This is a genomic window from uncultured Flavobacterium sp., from assembly GCF_963925415.1.
Classification (GTDB): domain Bacteria; phylum Bacteroidota; class Bacteroidia; order Flavobacteriales; family Flavobacteriaceae; genus Flavobacterium.
In genome coordinates this window covers 1-24,714 of record NZ_CAWUTS010000045.1, presented here as the reverse complement: position 1 = coordinate 24,714, position 24,714 = coordinate 1, and the positions used below count along the sequence as shown (strand labels likewise).

Sequence of the window (24,714 nt, the reverse complement as noted above, 5' to 3'; positions counted from 1 at the left end):
GCATAAAAATAACTTATGAAATATACTTTAAATCAATTACATATATTTTTAAAAATTGTTCAAACACAGAGCGTAACAAGGGCTTCAGAAGAGTTGCATCTAACACAGCCGGCTGTTTCTATTCAACTTAAAAATTTTCAAGAGCAATTTGAAATACCATTAACAGAGGTTATTGGCAGAAGAATATACATTACTGATTTTGGTAAAGAAATAGCAGAAGCTGCCGAAAAAATTATTAACCAGGTTTATGCGTTAAACTATAAAACACTAGCTTTTAAAGGTAAGTTAACCGGACGGTTAAAAATTTCTGTTGTGTCAACGGGTAAATATATATTGCCTTATTTTCTTGCTGATTTTATGAAGCAACATTCAGGAGTCGATTTATTTATGGATGTTACAAATAAGGAAAAAGTGGTGGATAGTTTGGTTCACAATGAAGTAGATTTTGCTTTGGTTTCAATTTTACCTACTTCGCTGAATATTGAACAAATAGATTTGCTTCATAATAAGTTATTCTTGGTCAATGATAAAAAAACTAAATTTAAAAAGGATGTTACCATTACAGAAATATTTGAATCTTTACCTTTAATTTTTAGAGAAAGAGGATCAGGCACAAGACAAATTATGGAACAATTTATGGAACGCAATAACATTTCGGCCTTAAAAAAAATGGAATTGACATCTAATGAAGCCGTTAAACAGGCTTTGTTGGCTGGCTTAGGTTGTTCTATTATGCCTTTAATTGGAATTAAAAATGAACTTCACAATAACGAATTGCAAATTATTCCAATAAAAGGTCTTCCAATTACATCAACATGGAGTTTAATTTGGCTAAAAGGCAAAAAGCATTCTCATGTTTCAACATCGTTTTTAGATTATTTAAGAAAAGAAAAAAATCAAATCATTCAAGATAAATTTAATTGGTATAATAGGTATTAAATCGCTATTGAAACTTTTTACAAGAGGCCTTTAAATTAGTGTAATTTTTGTTTAGAAATAATTTAATATAAACAGGAGCAACAAGGCATACTTTAAAAGTTACTTTCATTGAATTGCAGTGTCTTTAATATTGTTGCGTTTCGAAGTTTATTTAATTACAATTCTTTTTTGGGATCACTATTTACACTAATAATTGGTTTTTTGTATTCTTTTGACACATATTCGGGTGGTATTGTAGTTAAGTTTCCATCTCTTTCGGCTCTATAGTGTGGCGAAAGTATTTCGATACCTCTTTCGTTACAAACATCTTGAATGTTTTGATGCAAATTTGAATAGATTAAAGCTTGTTTACTTGCTTCATTTGTATAGGCGTTAATTTGATATACAACATAAAAATCATCAAGGCCTGTTTGAAAAACAAAAGGGGCTGGTTCTTTTAAAATAAGTTCAACTCTTAATGCAGCATCAATTAAGGCTTGATGCATGTTCCTCCATGGAACATCGTATCCAATAGTTACACTTGTATGAATAATTAATCCTTTTTCATAGCATTCACTGGTGTAATTTGTAGTATTGCCCGAAAGAACAGCAGAATTTGGAATGGTTATAATTTCATTTTTAATAGTTCTAAGTCTTGTAACTAATAAAGTTTTTTCTACAACATCGCCCGATACATCGCCAATTTTTATGCGGTCACCAATCTTATAAGGGCGCATGTAGGTAATAACTAATCCTGCTACTATATTAGCTATAGCAGTGGATGATCCTAAAGAAAACAAAACTCCTATAAAAACGGATACACCTTTAAAAATATTTGAGTCAGAGCCTGGCAAATATGGAAATATAAGAATAAACATAAAAGCATATAGTAAAAACTTTACAATGCTAAATGTAGGTTTTGCCCAATCAGCATGAAAACCTGATATTTTAAGTTTTTCAACCTCAATTTCTGTAAAAATGTACTTTACAAAACCAATAAAATACTTCATTACAAAATAAATAACTAAAATACTAAACAGGTTTGGAAGATACCCCCATAAAGCAATTATAATACCTTTGAATGGTGACCATATTAAAAGGAATAGCGCATCTGCCCAGTTTTGCGAGAACGGAAAAATACTAAATATAATGGGTAAAGTGATGTAAAGTAATACTGCATAAACAATCCAACGAAGTGCTTTGATTGATAATAAAACAACATGCATTTCTTGTTCTATAGTTAAAAATGTATAATCATTGTAAGACAAATCTTTAAGCCACTTTTCCTTGTTTATATAGATGTAATTTAATAATCGTGTATACCCTTTTCCAAGTATTCTGATGATAAGCAATGCCAGTGCAATAACCAGTATCATTAAGCCAATACGTAGTATTAAGTTTACTAAACTATTCTCTTTTTTTGCTTCTATTATTGAATTTTTAACAATGATTTTGAGCTCGTTAGCAAATTCAAACTTGTTTTTATTATACCACATAGCGTCTGTCTCTGAAACGCTCATGATGATGGTTTCTTTATATACAATATCAAATGTGTTTTCTGTAGAAATAACAATAATTGAATCTGTTTTCAAAAAATCATCTTCGTATAAGCTTTTAATTTTTTTGGAAATATTACTGGCTCGTTCTTTGGGTGTTGAAGCACCAATTTTTGAATACACAAAAAACAAAGTGTCATTCATTACGCTAATTACAGGAAATCTATTCGCTGATTTTCGCAATGAATCTATTGTTGCTTTTTTATTAGAAATTCTTTGTTCTTCCTTTATTCGAATTGTTTTTAGTTGTTGGAGAAGCTCTTCCTTTTGTAAATTATCTGTAGTTTTTAGAGCATTTAGTTGAGTTTCTAAAGTTGTTTTCTTTATTGAGTCGACCATGCGTTGTTGCTCAATTTTATCAAGAAGTTTGTTGTAATCTTCCAATAAAACAACATTTACAGAATCCTTGTTGGTCTGTGCTTTGGCTACATAACTACAAAAAATAAGAGATGTACAAAATAACAACAGCTTCAATAGTCTCATTTCAGTTTAATTTAATAGTAAAAATAGCTAGAAAAAACCAAATATTAAAATATTACTTTTTTATTAGAGCTATTAGTTTAGTTAAATATTTTCAACAAATTTTAAAAATATTTTTTTATGAAGTTGCATATTTATATTTGGCGAAAGTGATACACGAACAATATAATCTTTGTCTCCTTCTTTAGTTGTTCCTTGAGTAGATGTTGCAGGAATGGTCCAATAGCAACCATTTAATTGCCCATAACTCACACAAAATTTACTTTCATTAGGAATTTCTGTAATCATTAAATGGATTAACTTAAGATTTAAAGCTCTTTTATAAGATTCTTTTTCTTTATCAGTAGTGCCTTTAGTGGGAAGATCTAATGAAAATACAGATGGTGTAAACCCTTGGTTAGCTAACTCTTCTGAAACAAAATTGATTTTTGCTTCGGGTAATGTACTGTTTATAAAGCTTACAAATTCACGTGTGTTTTTATAAGCATCAATAATTCTTTGATTCATTGAGGGCAATTGTGTGGCTAATATTTCATATTGAAGATCTGTAGCCTCATTATCACAAAGTTTTAAATGCAACTCTATTTTTTCTATCAATGCTGTAGTTTTTTTATTTCCTACACAGTACCCAGCAGTGCACTTTCCGCCACTTGGAAATTTAGATCCGCTAGCATAAGAGATCGCTCTAACGGTTGATAGTATTTTGTTTTCACCTAAAAAGTGAAAGTTTGGACAAAATGTTTGATCTAAAATAAAAACAGGATCAATGGCTATGTCACCAGTTGCCGTTTTTCGTTTTTTACTTAAAACTTCTTTTAATTTGATAAGATCTGGAACTTCAACCCTAGGATTTGTTGGAATTTCTGCAATAATGTAGGGTACGGCATCTTGGTAGGCAATTTCGTTTAAAACGGTATTAATACTTTGAACCATGTCATTAGCTCCGTCCACAGCTAAGTCTACTACGTCAACATTATCAATGCAAGCAGCTACTCGTCGGGCTTGATCATTTGTTCCGCCGTAACAATTTGGAGGAACAATAATTTTGATAGCCTTGCCTTTATGTTTTTCTTGTGCATCGTGTATTAGCCCCATCATAATAGCATATTGAATAGATAAACCACTAGAGGCCACTAGAGGTTTTGTACTTGTGCCCGTTATTTCTTTAATTGATTTTAGTACACTTGTTTTATTAGCTTCAACATTACTTTGGTTTTTTTCTTTTGTAGTTTGCTCTATTAGTTCCTTTAAAGCATTATGAGAATTTGATGGTGTCATTGCAATTGTCTCTCTTCTTCTAACGTGTTGTATTTCTGAGATATAATTTTCATTTTGTTCACCATTAACAAATAAAACACTTCCCAATTGAGAATGAATATTAATAAAAAAGTCAACATTTTGGTTCAGGTCAAAATCACTAATATTATCTTGTTGAGAAATAAAAATGCTGCTTCCATCAAACTTAGAAATAGCTTTTGTAGTTTCTACTTTCTTTAATTCAAATGTATAGCCATAAACGCCTTTTAATAGATCAGCATCAAAAAAAGCAGGCAACTCATCTTTATAATTTATTTGGGTTTTTTTATTATCTAGTAAATTTTTTCTTAAAATTGCCAAAACAGGAATCGACCTTGATGAAAAAGTGATTATGTTTTCGGGCTTTGTATGGTTTAAAGTAGCAATTGTCCATTCTAATATTGATGATAATGGATGACCTAATCGAATGTAGTCATATGCAGTGGGTAATTTGCTTAAGGCTGATGAATCAAAATTAAGGTCATTAAACAAAAGTTGAAACTGATCTAAAAATTGAGTTTTGGCTAATTTTTCGTTATAAACATCCAGTCGATGGGTTGTTAAAATTAACCAGCTAGGAGGCATGTTGTTTAAGAAATCTTTAATATAATTGAGTACTTTATTGACTTCCATAATTTTCACCTTTAAATGGATTGGTATTATACGCTTATTAAATTTATTTAAAAAGTGATATAATAGGTTTTGTTATAATACATACAGAGAGTTAGACTTTTTGTTGCATTTGGTAAATTTAAGACAAAACTTTACAAGTACAAAACTACAAATTAAATTTTCATTTAAATTTTCGATGAATAATAGTAGAAGGAATTATTTATCCATATTTTTTTTGCCCTGTGAAACAAACGAATAATTGCACCAAGTATATTAAACTAAGTCAAACTACAAGAATGATTTTCATTTTTTTTATATTATTTATCCGTTCTTAAAATTTTCTTTTTGAAAATCAACAGACCAATAAGAAGCGTTAAGCAAAACAAAACGAACCCGTTAAGCACATTTATGGTCAAACACAAATTTTGTCTTGTTGTCAAAGAAATGCAATCTGTTGCATTTTCTGTTTCGTATTTCAAGCTCACCATTGTGCTGAATATCTCAAATATAAAAATTGGAATTACTGTAACGGATAGGGTTAAAAAGAGATAATAAATTGCTTTTTTCAATTTTGTTTATTGTTTTCGATGTCGTCTTTTAAGCAGACGTGTAAGGTTTTAAATAAGAAAATTTGGATTAAAATTTGCTATAATTTTCCGATTAAAATATAAGTTAATTAAAGCAGGAGGACTTTTGAGAAGGAAACTTAAAAATAATTTAGTATAAACATTTTTAAGCAGATTTTTTTTAGTTTTTAATTCGATTAATTTAAGGCACTAACTTTCATTTTTTTTTTAATCACTTCCATTGAAAACGAGTAACCTTAATGCTATGTAAAAAAAACAAATTATGGTTAATTTGTTACAAGTGTGTTGGGTTTTACTGTGATTAAATTTATATACACGAGCTGTATTTAGAGTTCTATTAAAATAAAAACTTATTTCTCAAAATGTTTTATTTAATGATTGAGAACAAGCTTGTAGATGTATAATTATCCATTTTTTATAAGCTCTAAAAATTTTTCTTTATAAGTTTTTCCAACAGGCAGGCGTGCTTCATTAATATAAACCATATTAGCTTCAACCTTATTAATTTTAGAAAAATTAATAAGGTATGATCGGTGAATTCTTATAAAGTTATCCTTATTTAATTTTTGTTCCCAATTATTTAAACTGTCTTGAACCAGCAGTTTAGTTCCTAAACAAATAATTTGCACATAATCTACTTCAGATTTGATGTACAAAATATCATTTTTCATAATTTTATAAAAAGTTTTATCTGCATACACAAAAAGTTCTTTATTTTTCTCTTCTATTTTCTTGAAAGTATTTTTTTGCACACGCATTACAGCCTTAAAAAAGCGCTGATATGAAAAAGGTTTAATTAAATAGTCTTCAACAGCTTCTTCAAAAGCATCTATAGCATAGTCTCTATATGCAGTAGTAATAATAACTTTAACTTTAATTTCTAAATTTTTCAGAAAATCTATACCATTAACTCCAGGTAATTGTATGTCTAGAAATATAAAATCTATTTCACTTAGCACTCTTAAAGGCAATTCTGAAATTGATTCAAAAACTCCAATGCATTCTATGCCTGCTGTTTCGTTAATATATTTCAATAATAATTGCTGTGCAGGTGCTTCATCTTCTATTATTATACATTTCATTTCAAATCTATTGTTAAAACCACTTTAAAATTATTAGTCTCTGATGTTGAATCGATAGTTAGTTCATGTTTAGAAGGAAATAACAAATCTAATCTTCTTTTTACGTTGCTTAATCCAATACCGCTTTCTTTCCAACTTTTTGATTGTTTTATTGAATAATCTTTGTCAAACGTGTTTTCTACAGATAAACAAAAAACAGTATCTTTTAGCTTTAAATCTATAATAAGAGGTATTTGCTTTCCCTCCATCATGCTTGAATATTTAAATGCATTTTCAATAAATGGTATTAATAATAGTGGCGGTATAAGCTGTTTTTCATTATCTACTTTATTAATAAATTGAACAGCAATTTTTTCGTTCATTCTTGCTTTGTTCAAGTCAATATATCCATTAATAAACTCTATTTCTTGGGACAAAGTTACATGTTTTTTATTTCCTTCATGCATTAGGTAATGTAAACTATCAGATAGCTTCAAAATTTTATCAGCTAAAACGGCATCTTTTATAATAGCATTAGAATACAGCATATTTAAGGTATTAAAGAAAAAATGAGGATTAATTTGTGCTCTAAGGCCCTTAAGTTCGGCTTTAATACTCTCTTTCTCTATTTTTTCCAATTTACTTTGACTAATTATATTCTTTTTAATTGTGAATATTGCAACAAAAAAGGCATTTACCATTAAGTATTCGACGGCTTTATTAATAAGACAACTTTTTAAATAACATTGGCAATTTTGGACATATAAATGACAATTTATGTACAATAAAAAAAGGAGTATTATTAATAAAACAAAGGCATTATAAAACCCCTGAAACTTTTTACTTAAGAAAAAATATGTAGTATATACTGATGCACCAATAAAAAACATATCTCTAATTGATTCATTAAATTTAAAGGTAAATTCCTGATGATCGCCAAATTTAATAATCGGGTACGTGAAATATATAAGCCAGAACAGCAAATGTAATCCAACTTCAAAATATTTTATAGTTATTATTTTTTTCATATTCAAAATTAATCTATAATGCCTTCATTATACTGTCTCTCTTTTTTATTACGTTGTTTAACTTTTCCTCCAATGATTTTATATGAAAAAGATACATATACTAATCTAGATATAGGTTTATAGTAGAAGCTTTGAGAAAAACCTGCTCCTGAATTTATACCTTCATATTTTTGATTATTAAATATATCTTCCACGCGCAGGTTAATAGTTCCTTGTTTTTTAAAAATTTTATGTCTAATTCCAATTTCAATTGGCTGAGTACTTGTTTGGTCATAAAAATACGAGGTCTCTGCACCGCGATAATTCCATGATAAAACAACGTTTGTTTTTGGGGATACAGTAAACTCATTTTTTAGATTTAAACCATAAACTTTACTAAAATTACGAATAAAACCAATTTGATTTTCTCTAAAATCTTGATAGTTCCAATTAAAACTGAAATTAAAATTATACCATGTTAATGGTTTTATATTTGTTGTTAAACCTATTACATACGAATCTGTTTTGCCATTATTAGTAGGTGTTAATACTTTTACACCTTCATTATTTACAAAACTATTGTTTGTAATAGCATTGGCAGTAAGCCGATATGACAACGAAGGAGTAATGCTAAATTTTTTTCTTATAAATGTGTATGAAGCATCAAAATTATTAGAAAATTCAGATTCTAATTCAGGATTTCCTTGATGAATTGAAAATTCGTCTATCTGAAAAGCAATAGGGTTAACTTGGCTTAGTGTTGGTCTTGATGTTCTTCTGTTGTAACCAAAAACAAGTGTGTGCTTTTCAGAAATATTATAGCTTAAATGTAAAGATGGAAATAGGTTTGTATAATCATTCTTTACAGTTCTGTTGTTGGTCATTAACTCTGCCTTTCTATTAAATAGTTCAGCTCGAATACCTGCTTGAACTTTTAATTTTTCTAAATCATATTTAAGTAAAGTATAAGTAGCAAAAGTAGATTGTGTGTTTTTAAAACGTTCGATCTGATTTGATACTAAACCGTTTGAACCAAAAAAAGTTCTATAATTATCAAGATTCTGATGATTCCATAATGCTCCAGCTTCTATTTTCAATTTTTTATTTATACTACCTGAATAATCTATTGCTGTGCTTGCAATAAAAACATCATTATCGGTTTTATTATCTAAAACACCTAAATTAGGCTTAAAATTACCGTCAAGAATGTTCGTATTGTTAGATAATTGTAAATCTAACTCTAAAAAGCTTTTTTTATTTTTAAAATTGTGCCTATAATTTCCAATGATATTTAATGTTATATGAGAGTGTTCACTATACGTATTTTGTTTAGTTCTAATAGTATTTTGTATTATTTCAGACTCATTAATTATTGTATGCCCATTATCTGTATAATCTAATCCAAAAGAAAACTCATTAGAATCATTTGGAAACCAATCAATACCTCCATTTAATCCGTAAATATCTCCTTCAAATTTATTTTCACCGAGTTGAAAAAAAGGTAAAATACCCATACGGTTTTCATTGCTTTTATTTTTAAAAATATTTTTTTTGTACGATGCACCAAATTTATAATTGGTTTTAGATTTTCCGTAAGTTAAGCTCCCTCTTCCACTGTATCCTCCTATGGTATTTACACTCGTACTAGTATTAATTAGCAGATCTTTTCGCACTTTCTTTTTCGTAATTATATTAATAATTCCTGTAAGACCATTTGCTTGATATTTTGCAGATGGGGATGTGATTATCTCAATTTTATAGATGTCATCTGCAGAAATTTGCTGTAATAGCTCTGAAGTGCTTAAAGGAGATGGTTTTCCGTTAATTAGTACATTTACGTTTTGATTTCCTCTAAGGCTAATAGCACCATTTTGATCTGTTCGTATTTCAGGTAATTGACTCAAAACAGTAGTCGCATCACCGCCACTAGATAATAAGTCTTTCCCAACATTTATTACTTTTTTATCTATTAACTGTTGAACTGTAGTTAGCTCTTGTATTAAAACGACTTCATCCAGAAACGCTACCTCTATTTCCATTATAATATTTAATTTTATATCTTCATTTATTACAATAGAAGATTTATGAGTTTTATATCCTATAAAACTTACTTCTATACTATAATTACCTTTTTTATATGCTATTACATACTTGCCATCATTATTTGTTGTTGCCACTTTTAAAACATCTCCGTTTGAGTTCTTTAATATTACCGTTGCATAAGCAATGGCACTACTATTTTCTTTATCTGTTATCAAGCCTTTTATAGATTGTGAGTACGCATTAGTAAAAGTTAGTAAAACTATTGCAGTAAAAATTAATCGAAACATATTTTTGTATTTAAATTATAATCCAAAAGTATGTTTATATATAAAAGCTATTTAATAATATATGTGAACGTATAATATTTGTCTGTGAACGTATTTTGCCTCCAATTAATTTAGCTTAAAGTATTACTTTTTAAACGGATGACATTTTAAAAACAACTTCTTAATTAAAATTTATTTCTGTCAAATAATTATTTTACAACGCTTTACGCCTTTTTTTAGATTGCATAGGTAGGTTTTGATACAACTCTTGTAGAATGCGATAAAATGATTTTTTTTTTAAGGTTTCGTAAATACGATACACACAACGGCTTGCGTTGTCCAAAATAGCAACCTGGTAAAATTTGGATAAAAACAAATTTATTTTTCATTATTTTAGTCGGTCAGTAGTGATATTTTTAATTTCTAATATAAATACGTTACTGCTTATTGTTTCTTTCTTTTACTAATGAAAATAAACCTTTCATAGAAAACACATTTAGAGGAAACTCTAAAAAAACATGCAATACACTAAGAAAAAATAACGCAACAAAACCAGTCCTAAAATCATAAATATATAAACTACAGGATAATATCCATAGAAATACTATCAAAAAAGCATTCTTTTTATTTATAGCTTCTTTCCATCCTATAATAGATGTTTTGGAAAACCAATTTAAATAATGATAAGTGTAAGCAAACGAAATAAAAATTTGAATTCTAATTACTGTCTCTGATAAAAAGTTGAAACTACCTTGCTGTAATTCGTTAAAAAATCCTGCAATTTTTAAAATAATAGCTCTCATATTACTACCTATAAAAGCTTGTTTTGTGCTGTTGGATAGTTTATAATTAATATAGTCAACAGGAATAAAGTATATTAAAACAGGAATAACAAGTAACATTAAACTCAGAATCAGCCCATACTTGCTTTTCGATTTTAGAGCACCATATAATATAAAAAGTAAAGTAAATACATATACGTGAACTAACGTAGGAAGAAACATACCTATTAAGACTATTATATTTGGAAGATATTTTACAGATATAATTGAAATTAAAATTATGAGCATTAGCGTGATAATCATTTCATTAATTTTCTTCAAGAATATTAGACTAATAGCAAATAGAAACCCTGTTAGATGTAATGTGCTTGAATATCGTGAAATAGACTTAAAAAAGTTAAGTGTTGTTTCATTAAACCCAACATTTAAAAATCTAATTAACGGAAAAATAGAAATCAAAACAGATAAAATCACAAGCACGAATGTCCATTTATTATTTGCTTTTGAAAAATATTTTTTTTTATGTAACCAATTTATTTCTGTCAAATAATGTAAAGGCCCAAGGAAAGCATAAGAAAATAGAAAAAGTTCAAACGGCAACTTTATTGCAATAAACAATGACATAATTACAAGTGCTATATTAAGTATATCAATTTTTTTTGCATTCATGTAGTTATTTTGTTAGCTAAATAATTATTTATCTATAATAAAGTTATTATGACTGGTTAAGCTATTATTTGCACCGTTTAATATATAGCGAGTAGGACAGTAGAAAAGTTTAAACTTTCGTGTTTTCGCTGATTGAAACGTTTCATTTTTTATATAAAAACCTGATTTGAATATTTGGTAGTTTCTCAAATTTAGGACTAAATTTTTTATTGAGTACTTATTAACTAATTTTATATAGCGAGTTAACTTTAGTTTTTTTTATGCCATGATTTTGTCTTTAGTATAATCAGATTTTTCTAGATTTTAGATTATTTTTTTAGTAGAATAAATTGCTTATACAATAATGTTCTTTTATATGTACAAATATAAAAATTTATTTTTATATTTTGTTGCTTATCGAATACAAATAATTGTATAAAATTTAAAAAAACACAGGTTTCGTTATATAAAAAATGAAGCTTCTAATAACAGAAGCTTCATTTTTTATATAAGGGTAAAGTTGTAAATTACAGCATTTCAATTTCAAAAATCAAATCTGTTTTTGGGGGTATAGGCCCACTTCTATTTTCTCCATACCCCAGTTGATAGGGTATAAATAATAAGGCTCTGTCGCCTAATTTTATGTTTTCTAGTCCTTCAATAAATCCCGGTATTAATCCTGATTTTTTTCCATATTCAAAAGGAAAAGGTTGGTAGGCATTTTTTTCTTTTTTTACTGGGTCAAATTTTCCAAATTGTTGGGCTATGTCTTCAAATGTCGTTTCTAGCAATTCTCCAGTAGCAAGATATAAGGCGTAGTTTATCTTTATTTCTGAACCCTTTTGCGCCATTTTTCCGCTTCCTTCTTTGATGACTTTATAAATTAAGCCCGAAGCAGTTTGGGTTCCAAGCTGTTTTTGAAGTTCTAAATAATTTGCTTTTTCAGCTTTTAGTGTTGCCGTTTTTGCTTCTAATTCTTTTTTATTTGCTGCTTCTTGCTCGGTTTTTATACGTAGCTTTTCAGCAACCACCTTGCCTAAGTTTTCTCTAGCTTCTTTGTTATGGGCATCTAAAACTTTGTCGTTAGCTTCTTTTTTTTCAAAATAAGCTTTAAATACTTTATGTGCTTTAAATTTTTTAGCAGCTTTTCCTTTTCTAATAATAATTACCGTATTAATCAGATCATTTTGTGCAATTGTATTAACTACATCCATGCCTTCTATTACGTTTCCAAAAACGGTATGTTTTCCGTTTAACCATTCGGTGTCTTTGTGCGTAATAAAAAATTGACTTCCGTTTGTTGCTGCACCTGCATTTGCCATTGAAAGCATGCCAGGTTTATCGTGTGTTAAGTCGGTTATTTCATCTGCAAATTTATAGCCTGGACCACCTGCACCCGTACCATCAGGATCACCACCTTGAATCATAAAATTTGGTATAACTCTATGAAATTTTAAACCATCATAATAAGGTTTCTTTTCAAATTTTTTATCAACTTGACTGTTTTTGCCTTCTATCAAAGAAACAAAATTAGCAACCGTTATAGGTGTTTTTTCAAATTCCAATTTTACTAAAATTGCTCCTTTTGAGGTGTTAATTTGAGCATATAAACCGTCAGCCGTTTGTGCAAATGTGATCCATGAACTGATCAATACCGAAAATAAAATTATTTTTTTCATTTTTATTTTTTATTACTTAAGAGGTTCTTTTTCAAGCATTTCAACTTCAAATATGATATCTGTTTTAGCAGGTATTGGTCCGCTACCTGCTTCACCATATCCCAAATTATAGGGTATAAACAAAATGGCTTTGTCTCCATACTTCATTTGTTCTAAACCTTCAATGAATCCTGGTATTAAGCCTTGTTTTTTGCCATATTCAAATGGAAATGGTTGGTATCTGTTCATCTCTTTTCTTTTTTGATCTAACGTGCCATATTGTTCAGCAACACTTGCATAACTGGTGTCAAACATGTCTCCGTTGTAAAAATAGCCTGTATAGTTTATATAAACTTGTTTGCCTTTTTTTGGTTTTTTATCTGTACCTTTTTCAATAATTATATAAGATAATCCTGATTTTGTTTTGTATGCTTCATTTCTTTTTTCAGCAAAAAAAGCTGCCTTTTCACCTTTTACTTTTTGTGCTTTTTCTTCTGAATATTTTAATGCCTTAGCTTCTTCTTTATAATAATCCGTAAATATTTTTTCGGCATTAAATTTTTGTGCATCAGAACCATTTCTTATAATTGTAATTTTTACAATAGTATCGTTTATGGCAGTGGTGTTTACAACTTCTATTCCTTTTAAAACACTTCCAAAAATGCTGTGAATATTATCAAGCCAGGGGGTGTCTTTATGTGTAATAAAAAATTGAGAGCCATTTGTGTTTGGTCCAGCATTTGCCATTGAAAGAATCCCGGGTTTAGAATGGGTTAGCGATGCATCAAACTCATCTTTAAATTTATAACCAGGTCCGCCTAGTCCTGTTCCTAGTGGATCGCCGCCTTGAATCATAAAATCGGCCATAACTCTATGAAACTTTAATCCGTCATAAAAAGGTTTATTTTTATATTGTTCTTCAACAAATTGATTTTTTCCTTCTGCTAGTGAAACAAAATTAGCAACTGTAATGGGTGTTTTTTTATATTCTAATTGTACTATAATATCCCCTTTTGAGGTTTGAATGTTTGCAAATAATCCATCACCCAAATCGGCATACGGATTATTTTTACATGAAGTAAATAAAGCAATGATTGTTACTAAAACTAAATTTAATTTTTTCATTTTTTTTTAATTATTTGAATTTTCTATTTTAATGTCATTTAAGGTTACAGTGCATAATATGGGAATATTTGTTCCTATTTTATCGTTGTCTCCATGATAACCGTAGGCAACATGAGAGGGAAATAAAAAGAGTATTTCTTCTCCTTTTTTCATTATTTTTATTCCATCGCGCAAACCATTTAATATGTTTTCTTTGTCAATAAAATAGATTTGAGGTTTTAATTGTTCTTTAGAATAAATTAGTTTTCCGTCTAAACTTTTAATTTCATAATCAAAATAGGCAACATCACCTCTTAGGGGTACTTTTGTGTCTTCATTTACTTTAGTTTTATACGAAAACCAGTATCCTTTTGGCGAAGAAATGTACTCATTTAAACTGTCGTTTTTAATGAATTGATTTATATCTTGCTCTTCTTTGGCAATTAGTATTTTGTTTCGTTCAATAGATTCTTTTATAAAACTACCTGAGGATTGTGAAATAGGTTTTCGGGCTTGTTGTTTAGAACAGCTCCCTAAAAATAAACTGAGTATAAATAAGACGGTCAATTTTTTCATATTATATTTTTTCTGATGCTAAAATAGCAATAAATTTTTTTGTGGTGTCGGCTAGTGATAGTATTGATTTTCCTCCGGCAGCATTTATGTGTCCTCCACCCTGAAAATGAAGTCTTGCAAATTGATTTACATCAAAATCGCCTTGTGAGCGAAATGATATTTTAATAATTCCTTCTTCTTTGTTTTCAATAAAAATTACAGCAAAATCTATACCCTTAATTGATAATCCATAGTTTACTATTCCTTCTGTATCTCCTTTTTGATTGTTTGCACTATCTAATTCATCTTGTGTTAAAGTAATATACGATGTTTTGTATTCAGGCAGTACAACTAAATTATGCAAGGCCAAACCTAATATTTTTAAACGATTCATAGAAGAATTATCAAATAATAAATTGTGAATTTCAGAATTGTGAATCCCTTTATCAATTAAATCGGCTACAGCTCTATGGGTTGCACCTGTGGTTTTAGGATATCTAAAACCTCCAGAATCAGTAGTGATTCCTGTATAAATACAGGTTGCAATATCTTTGTCTATACTTTTATTATATCCTAATGCATTTATAAAATCATATACCATTTCGCATGTAGACCCATAGGCTACATCAGAAAAAGTATAGGTGGCATAGTCATCGGGCGTTTGATGATGATCTATCATTGCCATAGGAATATTTAAAGTAGCAAGATAGGCACCCATTACATCACCTGTTCGGTGAAGGGCATTAAAATCTAAAGTAAAAATTAATTTACTGCTTTCTATTTCTTTTTTAACTCTATCATTTTCTCGTTCAAAAACCAATACTTTATTTGCACCGGGTAACCATGATAAAAAATCAGGAAATTCATTTGGAGCAACCACCACAACTTGATGGTCTAAGGTTCTTAAAAAATGACATAAAGCAAGTGTAGAGCCCATTGCATCACCATCTGGATTTCTATGCGGAATAATACTAATTTTTTTTGGTGTAGATAGTACCTTTTTAAGATCTTGTAATTCTTGTGCGTTAAACATTTTTAATTTTATTTTGTAATGAATATTCCTAGGCTAACGGCTGAAACACCCAATAGTAGGGATAGTGTTACGTATACAAATGCCAATTGATAATTTTGATTTTCTATCATCCTGATGTTTTCTAGACCAAAGGCAGAAAAGGTTGTAAACCCTCCACAAAAACCTGTGACTAAAAGTAATTTTAAAGACTCATTTTCGTTTTGATATTTCGAAAAATAACCCATAAGTAAGCCAATACACAAACACCCTAAGATGTTGACTAATAAAGTTTGATAAGGAAAGTGTGTTGAATACCTTTTAGTTATGATCCAATGAATTATATATCTCAATACACTTCCTGAAGCACCTCCAAGGGCAACAAATATTATATTTTTTATCATAATTAACGTATTAAACTAAAATGGCCTTGCACAATTCTTCCATTTTCAAAAGTAATTGCATACCAATAATCAGTTGCGGGTAATGCACGGCTGTTTAATTTTCCGTCCCAACCCAATTGATTGGCCTTAAAACTATAAATTAATTGGCCAAATCTATCAAATATACTAATTTTTGCATTAGGGTGCAAAGCCAATAAAGGAATCTGCCATAAATCATTATATCCATCATCATTTGGCGAAAAAAAACGCGGTGCTGACATTATTTGAAAAGTCCCTATAGTATCGTTACAACCCTTAAGATCTCGAATAATATAGGAGTAATTTCCGGCTTGTAAGTTGCCAAAGATATTGCTGCTCTGAAAGCTAAGTCCGTTAAGCGAATACACATAAGTACCATTTCCAGTTACTTCTATTGCAGCCCAATTTAAATCGCTAAAATCGTTGACTATTATTGTGGAAACGGTAGCAGATTCTGATGACTCAACACTAAAGGTTTTAGCAGCTGTGCAGCCATCAGCATTGGTAGCTGTTACGGTGTAATTTCCGGCTGTATTTATTGAAATTTGATTGGTATTTTGAATGGGATTTGTATTCCAACTGTATGAAATGTAACCCAAAGGAGCATATAAATCAGTTGTATCGTTATTGCATAAACCTATAACTTCATCTGATCCTATTGAAAATGTATTTACTTTTAGCGTAATGGGATAAGCGGCATAGCATCCTTGAATGTTTGTTATTTTGGCAAAAACAATTTGTTGGTTTGCAGTGGTGTTCGTAAAATTTGATGCCAATGGAATAGTGCTGGTTGTAGTTTCAAAAAAAGCAAGCTCAAAACTACCAGGCAAATTTGAAAAAATTTGATTTTGTATGTTACTCAAATCAAAACTAAAAAAACCATCCGATGTTCCATCAGAATCGCATTTTTCAAATAAAGATTGTATCACATTTAAATCTGGAGCATATTCTACTTCAATACTGCCTTTTGAAATACACGAGCCATTAATGTTTACTTCTACAGTATAATTTCCTTCAGAAACAACCGTATAGGTTGGATTGGTTTCTCCAATCAAAATGAGGTCGTCTTTAAACCATTGATAAGAATTTGTACCCAATTGTGTAGCATTGAGGCTCAAGGTTTCATTAAAGCATAAAGGGTTTCCGAGCGTCGTTAATCGATCGTTGCCTAAATTTAAACCAAAATTAAAACTTCCACCTCTTAAAAATATTGCCGAATCAAATCGTGCATTTCCTTCGTCTGCAATTACAATTTTGATGTGATAAGTAGCCCCCGAAATCACATCTGCTTTCGCAGTCATGGCCTTTGTTTGTCCGTTAAAATTTGTTGGATGCTCTGTGCCATTAAAGGCATCAAAATAGACTTCGTTAGCAGCAGGGCATACAGTGCCTGAACCCCTAACTGTATTCACTTTTACAGGAATATTAGTGTTTGGAACCAGAGCTAAATTGTCATAAGTAGTAGCGTTTACTTCTTTGAGTAAAAAGGCAAAACCATCGGTATAGTTACATTGATTTGAGGAAGGATTGGAAAGATATTGTTCGGATGAAAATATAAAGTCAAAACTGATGGTATTCCCTACTGTAGAAAAATCAAATTCTAAAACCGTAGCATTAAATGAATTACTGAGTCCAAGCGCTTGTTCCAAATCTGCATCTCCAGCCCAGCCCATATTTTGACCGTCATCTGATAGTGTTGTGTTTGGGCCAATAGTGTTTTGTGCTTTACCTGTGCTTAATACAATGCCGTTTTGAAAAGGAAATAATGTGCTTGTGACGTCAAAATAAGCAATGCTTTTTTCACCCGATGCAAAATTACCACTATACAAAGACCAATTAGAAGTTGTGGCACATGGGCTGTTTACTAAAACATTTTCAACCAACTGTTGGGCAGAAAAGGTTTCGTTTATAGCAATATATTGCCCATAAATTTTGGGGCAAAAAGAAATGATAATGATACAACAAAACAAAATTTTTAATCCTTTCATAACTGTAGCAAATATACTACAAATCTCTTTTCTTTACGATGTAATAGGAAGCAAAATTAAAAATAACAATCCAAACAATAACAATTAAAATAGTTGTAAAATGAACAGCATAATCTTTGGTGTTTTCAATACCAATTTGTGATCCAATAGTTATTGCTAAATCTAATTTTGAAAAGGGTTCTACAATTAAATTTGCCATTGCATTTAAAGGTAATAAATTATAAAAATGGTCAATAAAAGAAATGTCCTCCATTTTTTTATGTAAAATACTATATTTAATAATTCCAAACGAAATGCCTTCAAACAGGTACCAAAAAAATAAAAAACCTAATGCAAAGGCAGACCGTTTTACTAAAATTCCTAAAAAGAGACAAAAAGAAAAGAAGCAAGTAAGCTTTATGAAATAAGCTATTAGATATTCAATTTCAACAAATATATCAGAAAAAGCTGTATGAGTTGAATAAGTTAGACCTAAAATTAAAGAAACGGCAAATACAAAAAGGGTAGAAATACCTGCAAAAAAAACAACAGTTATAAATTTAGAAATAATAAATTCCTTTTTGCTCATGCCGTCAATAAGGTTTTGTTTCAACGTTCCATAGCTGTATTCATTTGCCATCATCGAAACAATAATTACTGCTAAAAATAGCTTAAAAAAATCGGCTATGTAGGTCGTAAAATGCCATATATAAGGAAAGTTAAATAAGCCTTGCTCAATGAAATTTAAATGAAAAGGACCAAAATTAAACTCAACATTTGCGATTAATGAAATTAACGTTAGTAAAATAAAATAAGTAAGGGTTAAAACCTTGCTTGATCTGTTTTTCCAAAGTTTTTGAAATTCGATTTTAAATAATCTGTTCATTTTTTTATTGATAAGGTTTTATTTTTTATTTTTTTACTTTGTTAATTGTAAAAACTCTTCTTCGAGACTGCGTTTCTTTTTAATCAATTGAGTCAGTATAATTTTGCTTTCAAAAAGATACTGATTCAGTTCATCTGCTTTTAAATCTGCTTTTAAATAAGCCGTTACTTTGCCATCCAATACCTCACAATGGGAAACAGACGGATGGTTTTCTAATGCAGTTAGTAGCATTTTGGTATCATTTGCTTGCAATTCAAAAAAACCTTCATTTTTTGACATTTCATCAACTAAACCTTCAAATAGTATTTTTCCATGTCTTAGAACCACAACATGTGTACAAACTTTTTCTACCTCGTCTAATAAATGCGAAGCCAATAAAATAGTGGTTCCTTGAGAAGCAATGAGCTTAATAATATCTCTAATTTGATGAATTCCTTGTGGATCAAGACCGTTTGTAGGTTCGTCTAAAATTAAAATTTCGGGATCGTTTAATAGAGCAGAAGCAATGGCTAAACGTTGTTTCATTCCTAATGAAAAGGTTCTAAATTTAGAATCTTTTCGATCCAAAAGGCCAACCAATTCTAATTTTTCAAATGCTTTTATAAAGGGAATATCTTTTATTTGGCATACCAATTCCAAGTTTTCTTGAGCTGACATGTAAGGATAAAAATTAGGCCTTTCTATAATAGCCCCTACTTTTTTTAAGGCCTCATGCGTTTCAATACTTCCATTAAACCACGAAAAATATCCCGATGTTTTGTTTACTACATTTAATATAATGCCAAGCGTTGTAGATTTTCCAGAACCATTTGGGCCTAAAATGCCATACACATTTCCTTTTTTTATTTCAAAGGAAACATTGTTAACAGCATGAACTTTTTTATTAAAAACTTTGTTGAGGCTTTTTATAGATAAGATGGTTTCCATCATATTGATTTTTAGATTGTTTATAAGACGACCTAAAAGTATATACGTTACTATATTAAAGATAAAATAGTATTTTTTTCTTTTAAAAAAAAGGCGCAAAAAAACCTGTAAGATTAATTTTACAGGTTTTGTTTGTGATACTGAATGTATCTCAGTATCTATTTTTACGCAATCATGATGAGATTTCGAAACAAGTTTGGAATGGCAAGTTTGTCGGTTATTTTATGGTTTCAAAACTGCGTTTTACAAAATCAGTTAGCTCTTCGCCTTTTAATAAACCTTGAGACAATTTAGCTAAATCTAAGGCTTGTTTTACCATAGCACTTTTTACTGTTTCGTCTTTTGTGCTTAATAATGAAGTAGCAAATTCAGAATTGGTATTAACAACTAAATTATACATTTCAGGAAAATTACCCATTCCAAACATACCGCCTCCGCCACCAGACTGACTCATTTCTTTCATTCTGCGCATAAATTCGGGTTGCGTTATCATAAAAGGTGTTGATGTACTGTCCATGTTTTCTAATTGAACGCTATATTTTTCTTTTGGTACTAGAGCTTCTATTGAAGTTTTCAACGTTTCTTTTTCTTCATCAGATAATTTAGAAATTTGAGTTTCTTCTTTTTGAATCAATTTGTCAATTGCATCTCCATCTACACGAACAAAAGTTGTGTTTTCGTTATCTGCTTCTAATTTTTGAATTAAATGCGAAACAATAGGACTGTCTAAAAGTAATACTTCATAGCCTTTTTCTTTAGCTGCTTGTGTATAACTATGTTGCGCTTCTTTGTTTGAAGCATACAAAATAACTAATTTACCGTCTTTGTCGGTTTGTGTTTCTTTTAGGTTTTCTTTTAATTCACCTAAAGTAAAATACTTGTCATCAACAGTAGGGTATAAAACAAAATCAGCCGATTTTTCATAAAATTTTGGTTCAGAAAGCATTCCGTATTCCAAAACAATCTTAATATCATTCCATTTTTTCTCAAAATCCGCTCTGTTTTCATTGAATAAAGATTTTAATTTATCAGCTACTTTTTTAGTGATATAATTTGAAATCTTTTTCACATTACCGTCAGCTTGTAAATATGAACGCGATACGTTTAATGGAATATCTGGAGAATCAATAACACCTTTTAGCATGGTTAAAAATTCGGGTACAATTCCTTCTACGTTATCCGTAACGTAAACTTGGTTTTGATACAACTGAATTTTGTCTTTTTGCATTTGCAAATCAGAAGATAATTTTGGGAAATATAAAATTCCTGTCAAATTAAACGGATAATCTACATTTAAATGAATGTTAAACAAAGGCTCTTCAAACTGCATTGGATACATTTCTCTGTAGAATGATTTATAATCTTCGTCAGATAAATCTTTAGGCTGTTTTGTCCAAGCTGGCGTAGGGTTGTTGATTATGTTATCTACATCAATGTATTCTGTTTTATAATCTTCTGGAGCATCTTCGGGTTTAGGCAATGCTTCTTGTTTTGTTCCAAATTTAATTGGAATAGGCATAAACTTATTATATTTAGAAAGCAATCCACTGATTTTCGATTCTTCTAAAAAGTCTAAAGAATCATCAGCAATATGAAGAATAATTTCGGTTCCTCTTTCTGTTTTGTCATGAGCTACTAAAGTAAACTCAGGACTTCCATCACAAGTCCAATGTGCTGCTGGAGTATCGGTATGAGATTTAGTTATTAATTCTACTTTTGATGCGACCATAAAAGCCGAGTAGAAACCCAAACCAAAATGACCAATTACACCTGAATCTTTTGCTGAATCTTTGTATTTTTCTAAAAATTCTTCAGCACCAGAAAAAGCAATTTGGTTGATGTATTTTTCCACTTCTTCAGCAGACATTCCTAATCCTTGATCAATGATGTGAATTTTTTTTCCTTCTGTATCAATTTTAACTTCGATAATAGGATTTCCATATTCAGATTTTGATTCGCCAATACTAGCTAAATGCTTTAATTTTAGGGTTGCATCAGTAGCATTTGAAATTAATTCACGCATAAATATTTCGTGATCGCTGTATAAAAATTTCTTGATTAAGGGGAATATGTTTTCTACAGAAACATTAATTTTTCCTGTTGTCATAGGTATTTGTTTTATGTTAAACTTTATTGTTTTTTTTCTTCTATTCAAATAAGATACCAATTGTATTTTGACTGACAAATTGACTGCCTTGTTTCAATATATTTGAAACAAAGAAATGATAATTTAACAAAATTTTGTTTAATATATTTATTAAAAAGTTAAACATTTTAATTACTTTTACAGTGTAATTAATTATCACAACTATGGCAACCAAAAAAGAAACTGTAAAAAAAGAGTTAATGAACGATAATACAATTGTTGCTTTATATATGGATAGTGTTTTGACTCACCACGCAGAACCTAAAAGTATTTATTTGTTTTGTAAGGAAAATAAAATTATAGAAAGTGATTTTTATAATTCTTACGGTTCTATTGAGGCTTTGAAAGAAGATATTTGGATAAAAATTTATAAAAATACAGCAGCTAATTTAACTGCCGATGATAAATTTGAGGCTTATACCAATAGAAACAAATTGTTGTCTTTATATTTTACTATGTTTGAAGTAATGACGCTAAACCGCAGTTATATTTATTTTACTTTAAAAGAAAATAAAAACGGGTTAAAAAATTTAAAACAGCTGAAAGGTTTAAGAGCCCTTTTTAAAGGTTTTATCAATCAAATTATTGATGAAGATGAGGATCTTAAAAACGAACAAATTCAACGCATTACAAAACCATTGTATGCAGAAGGCGCATGGATTCAGTTTATGTTTTTATTAAAATTTTGGTTAGATGATACCTCAAAAGGATTTGAAAAAACAGATATAATGATTGAAAAGTCTGTCAAAGCTGTTTTAGACGTTCTTGATACTACTCCGCTAGAAAGCCTTATTGATTTAGGTAAATTTATATATAAAGAGCGATTTAATTAAAGCGTTATGGTTTGCCTTAAAAATTATTTTACATAATAAAATTTAACTAGGTGTTTTTGCGAACTTCGTTAAAATTATTTTTTGTTTTTTTTGAACTAAAAAAAATCAGCAAATAACTCAGGCCTTTGTAATAGCACCCAACAGATATGAAAACATTAGATAGAATTCCTACAAATAAAATTGAACGTGCAGGCCAATTGATGAAAACCGGTATTAAAGTTGGCGGAAATTATTTGGCTTATTATGGTGAAAAAATTGTAAATCCTTCACTAAATAAAGATAAATTAAACGAAAATAATGCAGAAGATATATATGATGGTTTAAAAAACCTAAAAGGAAGTGCTTTAAAAGTTGCTCAAATGATGAGCATGGAAAAAAATATTATGCCTCGTGCGTACGTGGAAAAATTTTCTTTAGCACAATTTTCGGTACCTCCTTTGTCAGCACCATTGGTACGAAAAACCTTTAAAAAATATTTAGGAAAATTTCCTGAAGATGTTTTTGATACCTTTTCCGAAAACGCTATCAATGCAGCCAGTATTGGTCAAGTTCATAAAGCTACAAAAGATGGAATAGAATTGGCTGTTAAGATACAATACCCAGGTGTTGCCGAAAGCATAGGTTCTGATTTAGCTTTAGTTAAACCAATTGCTATCAAAATGTTTAACATAAAGGGTAAAGATTCAGAACGTTATTTTAAGGAAGTGGAATTTAAATTGATGGAAGAAACAGATTATAAGCTTGAACTGCGTCAAGGAACCGAAATTTCAGAAGCTTGTTCAAAAATTAAAAATTTGCGCTTTCCAAAATATTATGAAGCACTTTCGTCAGAAAAAATTATAACAATGGATTGGATGAATGGAGTTCATTTGTCTGAATTTACAGCATATAATAACGATAGATTACTTGGAGATAAATTAGGGCAAGCATTATGGGACTTTTACATGTATCAAATTCACCACTTGAAACAAGTGCATGCAGACCCTCATCCTGGTAATTTTTTGGTAGATGTTGGTCAAAATTTAATTGCGATAGATTTTGGTTGTATTAAACAAGTGCCAGAGGAGTTTTACATACCTTATTTTCAGCTTGCTCAGCCACAAATAATCAATAATCCTATACTTTTTAATGAAAAACTGTTCGAATTAGAAATACTTAGAAACGATGATTCGCCCAAAGAAATAGAATATTTTACAGCTTTATTTCACCGTTTATTAAGTTTGTTTACGAAACCTTTTCATGAGGATCATTTTGACTTTTCGGATACCGAATTTTTTGGTGCAATTGCAGCTATGGGTGAAGATTTTACAAAAGATGAACAGTTGCGTAAGATGAATGGCAACAGAGGTTCAAAGCATTTTTTATACATAAACAGAACTTTTTTTGGTTTGTATAATTTACTTCATGACTTAAAAGCTAGAGTTCAAATCACACAGTACACAAAATATATATAAATTAGTTTTGTTTGTTTTTGAAAGAGCATTTATTTAAAAGAGTAGTGCTCTTTTTTTATTTAAGTGTAAATTTGTTTTTTAAATTACTAAAATGCTATCCTTACAAAATATTTCCTTTTCTTATGACGTTCAAAAAACCATACCCAATTTTTCTTTTGTTTTAAAAGAAGGTAAAAATTTGGCTTTAATTGGCGAAAGTGGTTGTGGAAAAAGCACCCTGTTAAAATTAATTTATGGTTTATATGACTTAGATGAAGGGCAAATTTTTTGGAAAGATAATGAAGTTTTAGGACCCAAGTATCATTTGATTCCTGGGATGGATTACATGAAATATTTGGCTCAAGATTTTGATTTGATGCCTTTTATTACAGTTGCTGAAAACGTAGGAAAGCACTTGTCTAATGTTTTTTCTGACATTAAAAAGCAGCGTATACACGAATTGCTAGAAATTGTTGAAATGACCGAATTTGCAAATGTAAAAGCTAAGTTTTTAAGTG

19 protein-coding genes are annotated in these 24,714 nt (G+C 29.7%); 4 read left to right on the top strand and 15 right to left on the bottom strand.

Features of this window, described 5'->3' with window-relative positions; genetic code table 11:
• Window positions 1-15 precede the first annotated feature (15 nt).
• Complete coding sequence (locus AABM47_RS03790) at window positions 16-939, top strand: LysR family transcriptional regulator (RefSeq protein ID WP_338409597.1); 924 nt, start codon at window positions 16-18, stop codon at window positions 937-939.
• Between the two features lie 155 nt (window positions 940-1,094).
• On the opposite strand, the gene AABM47_RS03785 is transcribed toward AABM47_RS03790, so the two are convergent.
• The 15 genes from AABM47_RS03785 to htpG form a co-directional block, all read right to left on the bottom strand.
• Window positions 1,095-2,957 carry a mechanosensitive ion channel family protein gene (locus AABM47_RS03785; RefSeq protein WP_338409596.1) on the bottom strand — a complete coding sequence of 621 codons (1,863 nt, stop codon included), beginning with the start codon at window positions 2,955-2,957 and terminating at the stop codon, window positions 1,095-1,097.
• 81 nt (window positions 2,958-3,038) lie between these two features.
• Complete coding sequence (locus AABM47_RS03780; RefSeq protein ID WP_338409595.1) at window positions 3,039-4,883, bottom strand: cystathionine beta-synthase; 1,845 nt, start codon at window positions 4,881-4,883, stop codon at window positions 3,039-3,041.
• Window positions 4,884-5,853: 970 nt separating this feature from the next.
• Complete coding sequence (locus AABM47_RS03775; RefSeq protein WP_338409594.1) at window positions 5,854-6,531, bottom strand: LytTR family DNA-binding domain-containing protein; 678 nt, start codon at window positions 6,529-6,531, stop codon at window positions 5,854-5,856.
• Window positions 6,528-7,148, bottom strand: a complete 621-nt coding sequence (locus AABM47_RS03770) for a histidine kinase (RefSeq protein WP_338409593.1) — start codon at window positions 7,146-7,148, stop codon at window positions 6,528-6,530. Before AABM47_RS03770 ends, AABM47_RS03775 begins: the two co-directional genes overlap by 4 nt.
• Window positions 7,149-7,546: 398 nt before the next feature.
• Window positions 7,547-9,847 (bottom strand): TonB-dependent receptor, encoded by a 2,301-nt coding sequence (locus AABM47_RS03765; RefSeq protein WP_338409592.1) that lies wholly within the window; start codon window positions 9,845-9,847, stop codon window positions 7,547-7,549.
• Window positions 9,848-10,263: 416 nt separating this feature from the next.
• A complete protein-coding gene (locus tag AABM47_RS03760; protein WP_338409591.1) occupies window positions 10,264-11,277 on the bottom strand; it encodes a hypothetical protein in 1,014 nt (337 codons plus the stop codon).
• Between the two features lie 506 nt (window positions 11,278-11,783).
• Window positions 11,784-12,935 carry a peptidylprolyl isomerase gene (locus AABM47_RS03755; protein ID WP_338409590.1) on the bottom strand — a complete coding sequence of 384 codons (1,152 nt, stop codon included), beginning with the start codon at window positions 12,933-12,935 and terminating at the stop codon, window positions 11,784-11,786.
• A 12-nt stretch (window positions 12,936-12,947) separates the two neighbouring features.
• Complete coding sequence (locus AABM47_RS03750; RefSeq protein WP_338409589.1) at window positions 12,948-14,039, bottom strand: peptidylprolyl isomerase; 1,092 nt, start codon at window positions 14,037-14,039, stop codon at window positions 12,948-12,950.
• A gap of 6 nt (window positions 14,040-14,045) precedes the next feature.
• Window positions 14,046-14,594 carry a gliding motility-associated peptidyl-prolyl isomerase GldI gene (gene gldI / locus AABM47_RS03745; protein WP_338409588.1) on the bottom strand — a complete coding sequence of 183 codons (549 nt, stop codon included), beginning with the start codon at window positions 14,592-14,594 and terminating at the stop codon, window positions 14,046-14,048.
• Between the two features lies 1 nt (window position 14,595).
• On the bottom strand, window positions 14,596-15,606 hold the full coding sequence (locus AABM47_RS03740; RefSeq protein ID WP_338409587.1) for a bifunctional oligoribonuclease/PAP phosphatase NrnA: 1,011 nt from the start codon (window positions 15,604-15,606) through the stop codon (window positions 14,596-14,598).
• An 8-nt stretch (window positions 15,607-15,614) separates the two neighbouring features.
• Window positions 15,615-15,986, bottom strand: coding sequence for a fluoride efflux transporter CrcB (gene crcB / locus AABM47_RS03735; RefSeq protein ID WP_338409586.1), 372 nt, complete (start codon window positions 15,984-15,986; stop codon window positions 15,615-15,617).
• Window positions 15,987-15,988: 2 nt separating this feature from the next.
• Window positions 15,989-17,992, bottom strand: a complete 2,004-nt coding sequence (locus tag AABM47_RS03730) for a choice-of-anchor L domain-containing protein (protein ID WP_338409585.1) — start codon at window positions 17,990-17,992, stop codon at window positions 15,989-15,991.
• A 16-nt stretch (window positions 17,993-18,008) separates the two neighbouring features.
• On the bottom strand, window positions 18,009-18,857 hold the full coding sequence (locus tag AABM47_RS03725) for an ABC transporter permease (RefSeq protein ID WP_338409584.1): 849 nt from the start codon (window positions 18,855-18,857) through the stop codon (window positions 18,009-18,011).
• Between the two features lie 33 nt (window positions 18,858-18,890).
• Window positions 18,891-19,784 carry an ABC transporter ATP-binding protein gene (locus AABM47_RS03720; RefSeq protein WP_338409611.1) on the bottom strand — a complete coding sequence of 298 codons (894 nt, stop codon included), beginning with the start codon at window positions 19,782-19,784 and terminating at the stop codon, window positions 18,891-18,893.
• A gap of 217 nt (window positions 19,785-20,001) precedes the next feature.
• On the bottom strand, window positions 20,002-21,891 hold the full coding sequence (gene htpG, locus AABM47_RS03715) for a molecular chaperone HtpG (protein ID WP_338409583.1): 1,890 nt from the start codon (window positions 21,889-21,891) through the stop codon (window positions 20,002-20,004).
• Window positions 21,892-22,094: 203 nt separating this feature from the next.
• Here htpG and AABM47_RS03710 point away from each other — a divergent pair, with 203 nt between their 5' ends.
• The 3 genes from AABM47_RS03710 to AABM47_RS03700 all read left to right on the top strand — a co-directional run.
• Window positions 22,095-22,763: a TetR family transcriptional regulator C-terminal domain-containing protein gene (locus tag AABM47_RS03710; RefSeq protein ID WP_338409582.1), complete on the top strand. Its 669-nt coding sequence runs from the start codon at window positions 22,095-22,097 to the stop codon at window positions 22,761-22,763.
• Window positions 22,764-22,909: 146 nt separating this feature from the next.
• Window positions 22,910-24,217 (top strand): AarF/UbiB family protein, encoded by a 1,308-nt coding sequence (locus AABM47_RS03705; protein WP_338409581.1) that lies wholly within the window; start codon window positions 22,910-22,912, stop codon window positions 24,215-24,217.
• Window positions 24,218-24,308: 91 nt separating this feature from the next.
• Window positions 24,309-24,714 (top strand): ATP-binding cassette domain-containing protein (locus AABM47_RS03700; protein WP_338409580.1); only part of this gene is annotated, 406 nt, incomplete at its 3' end.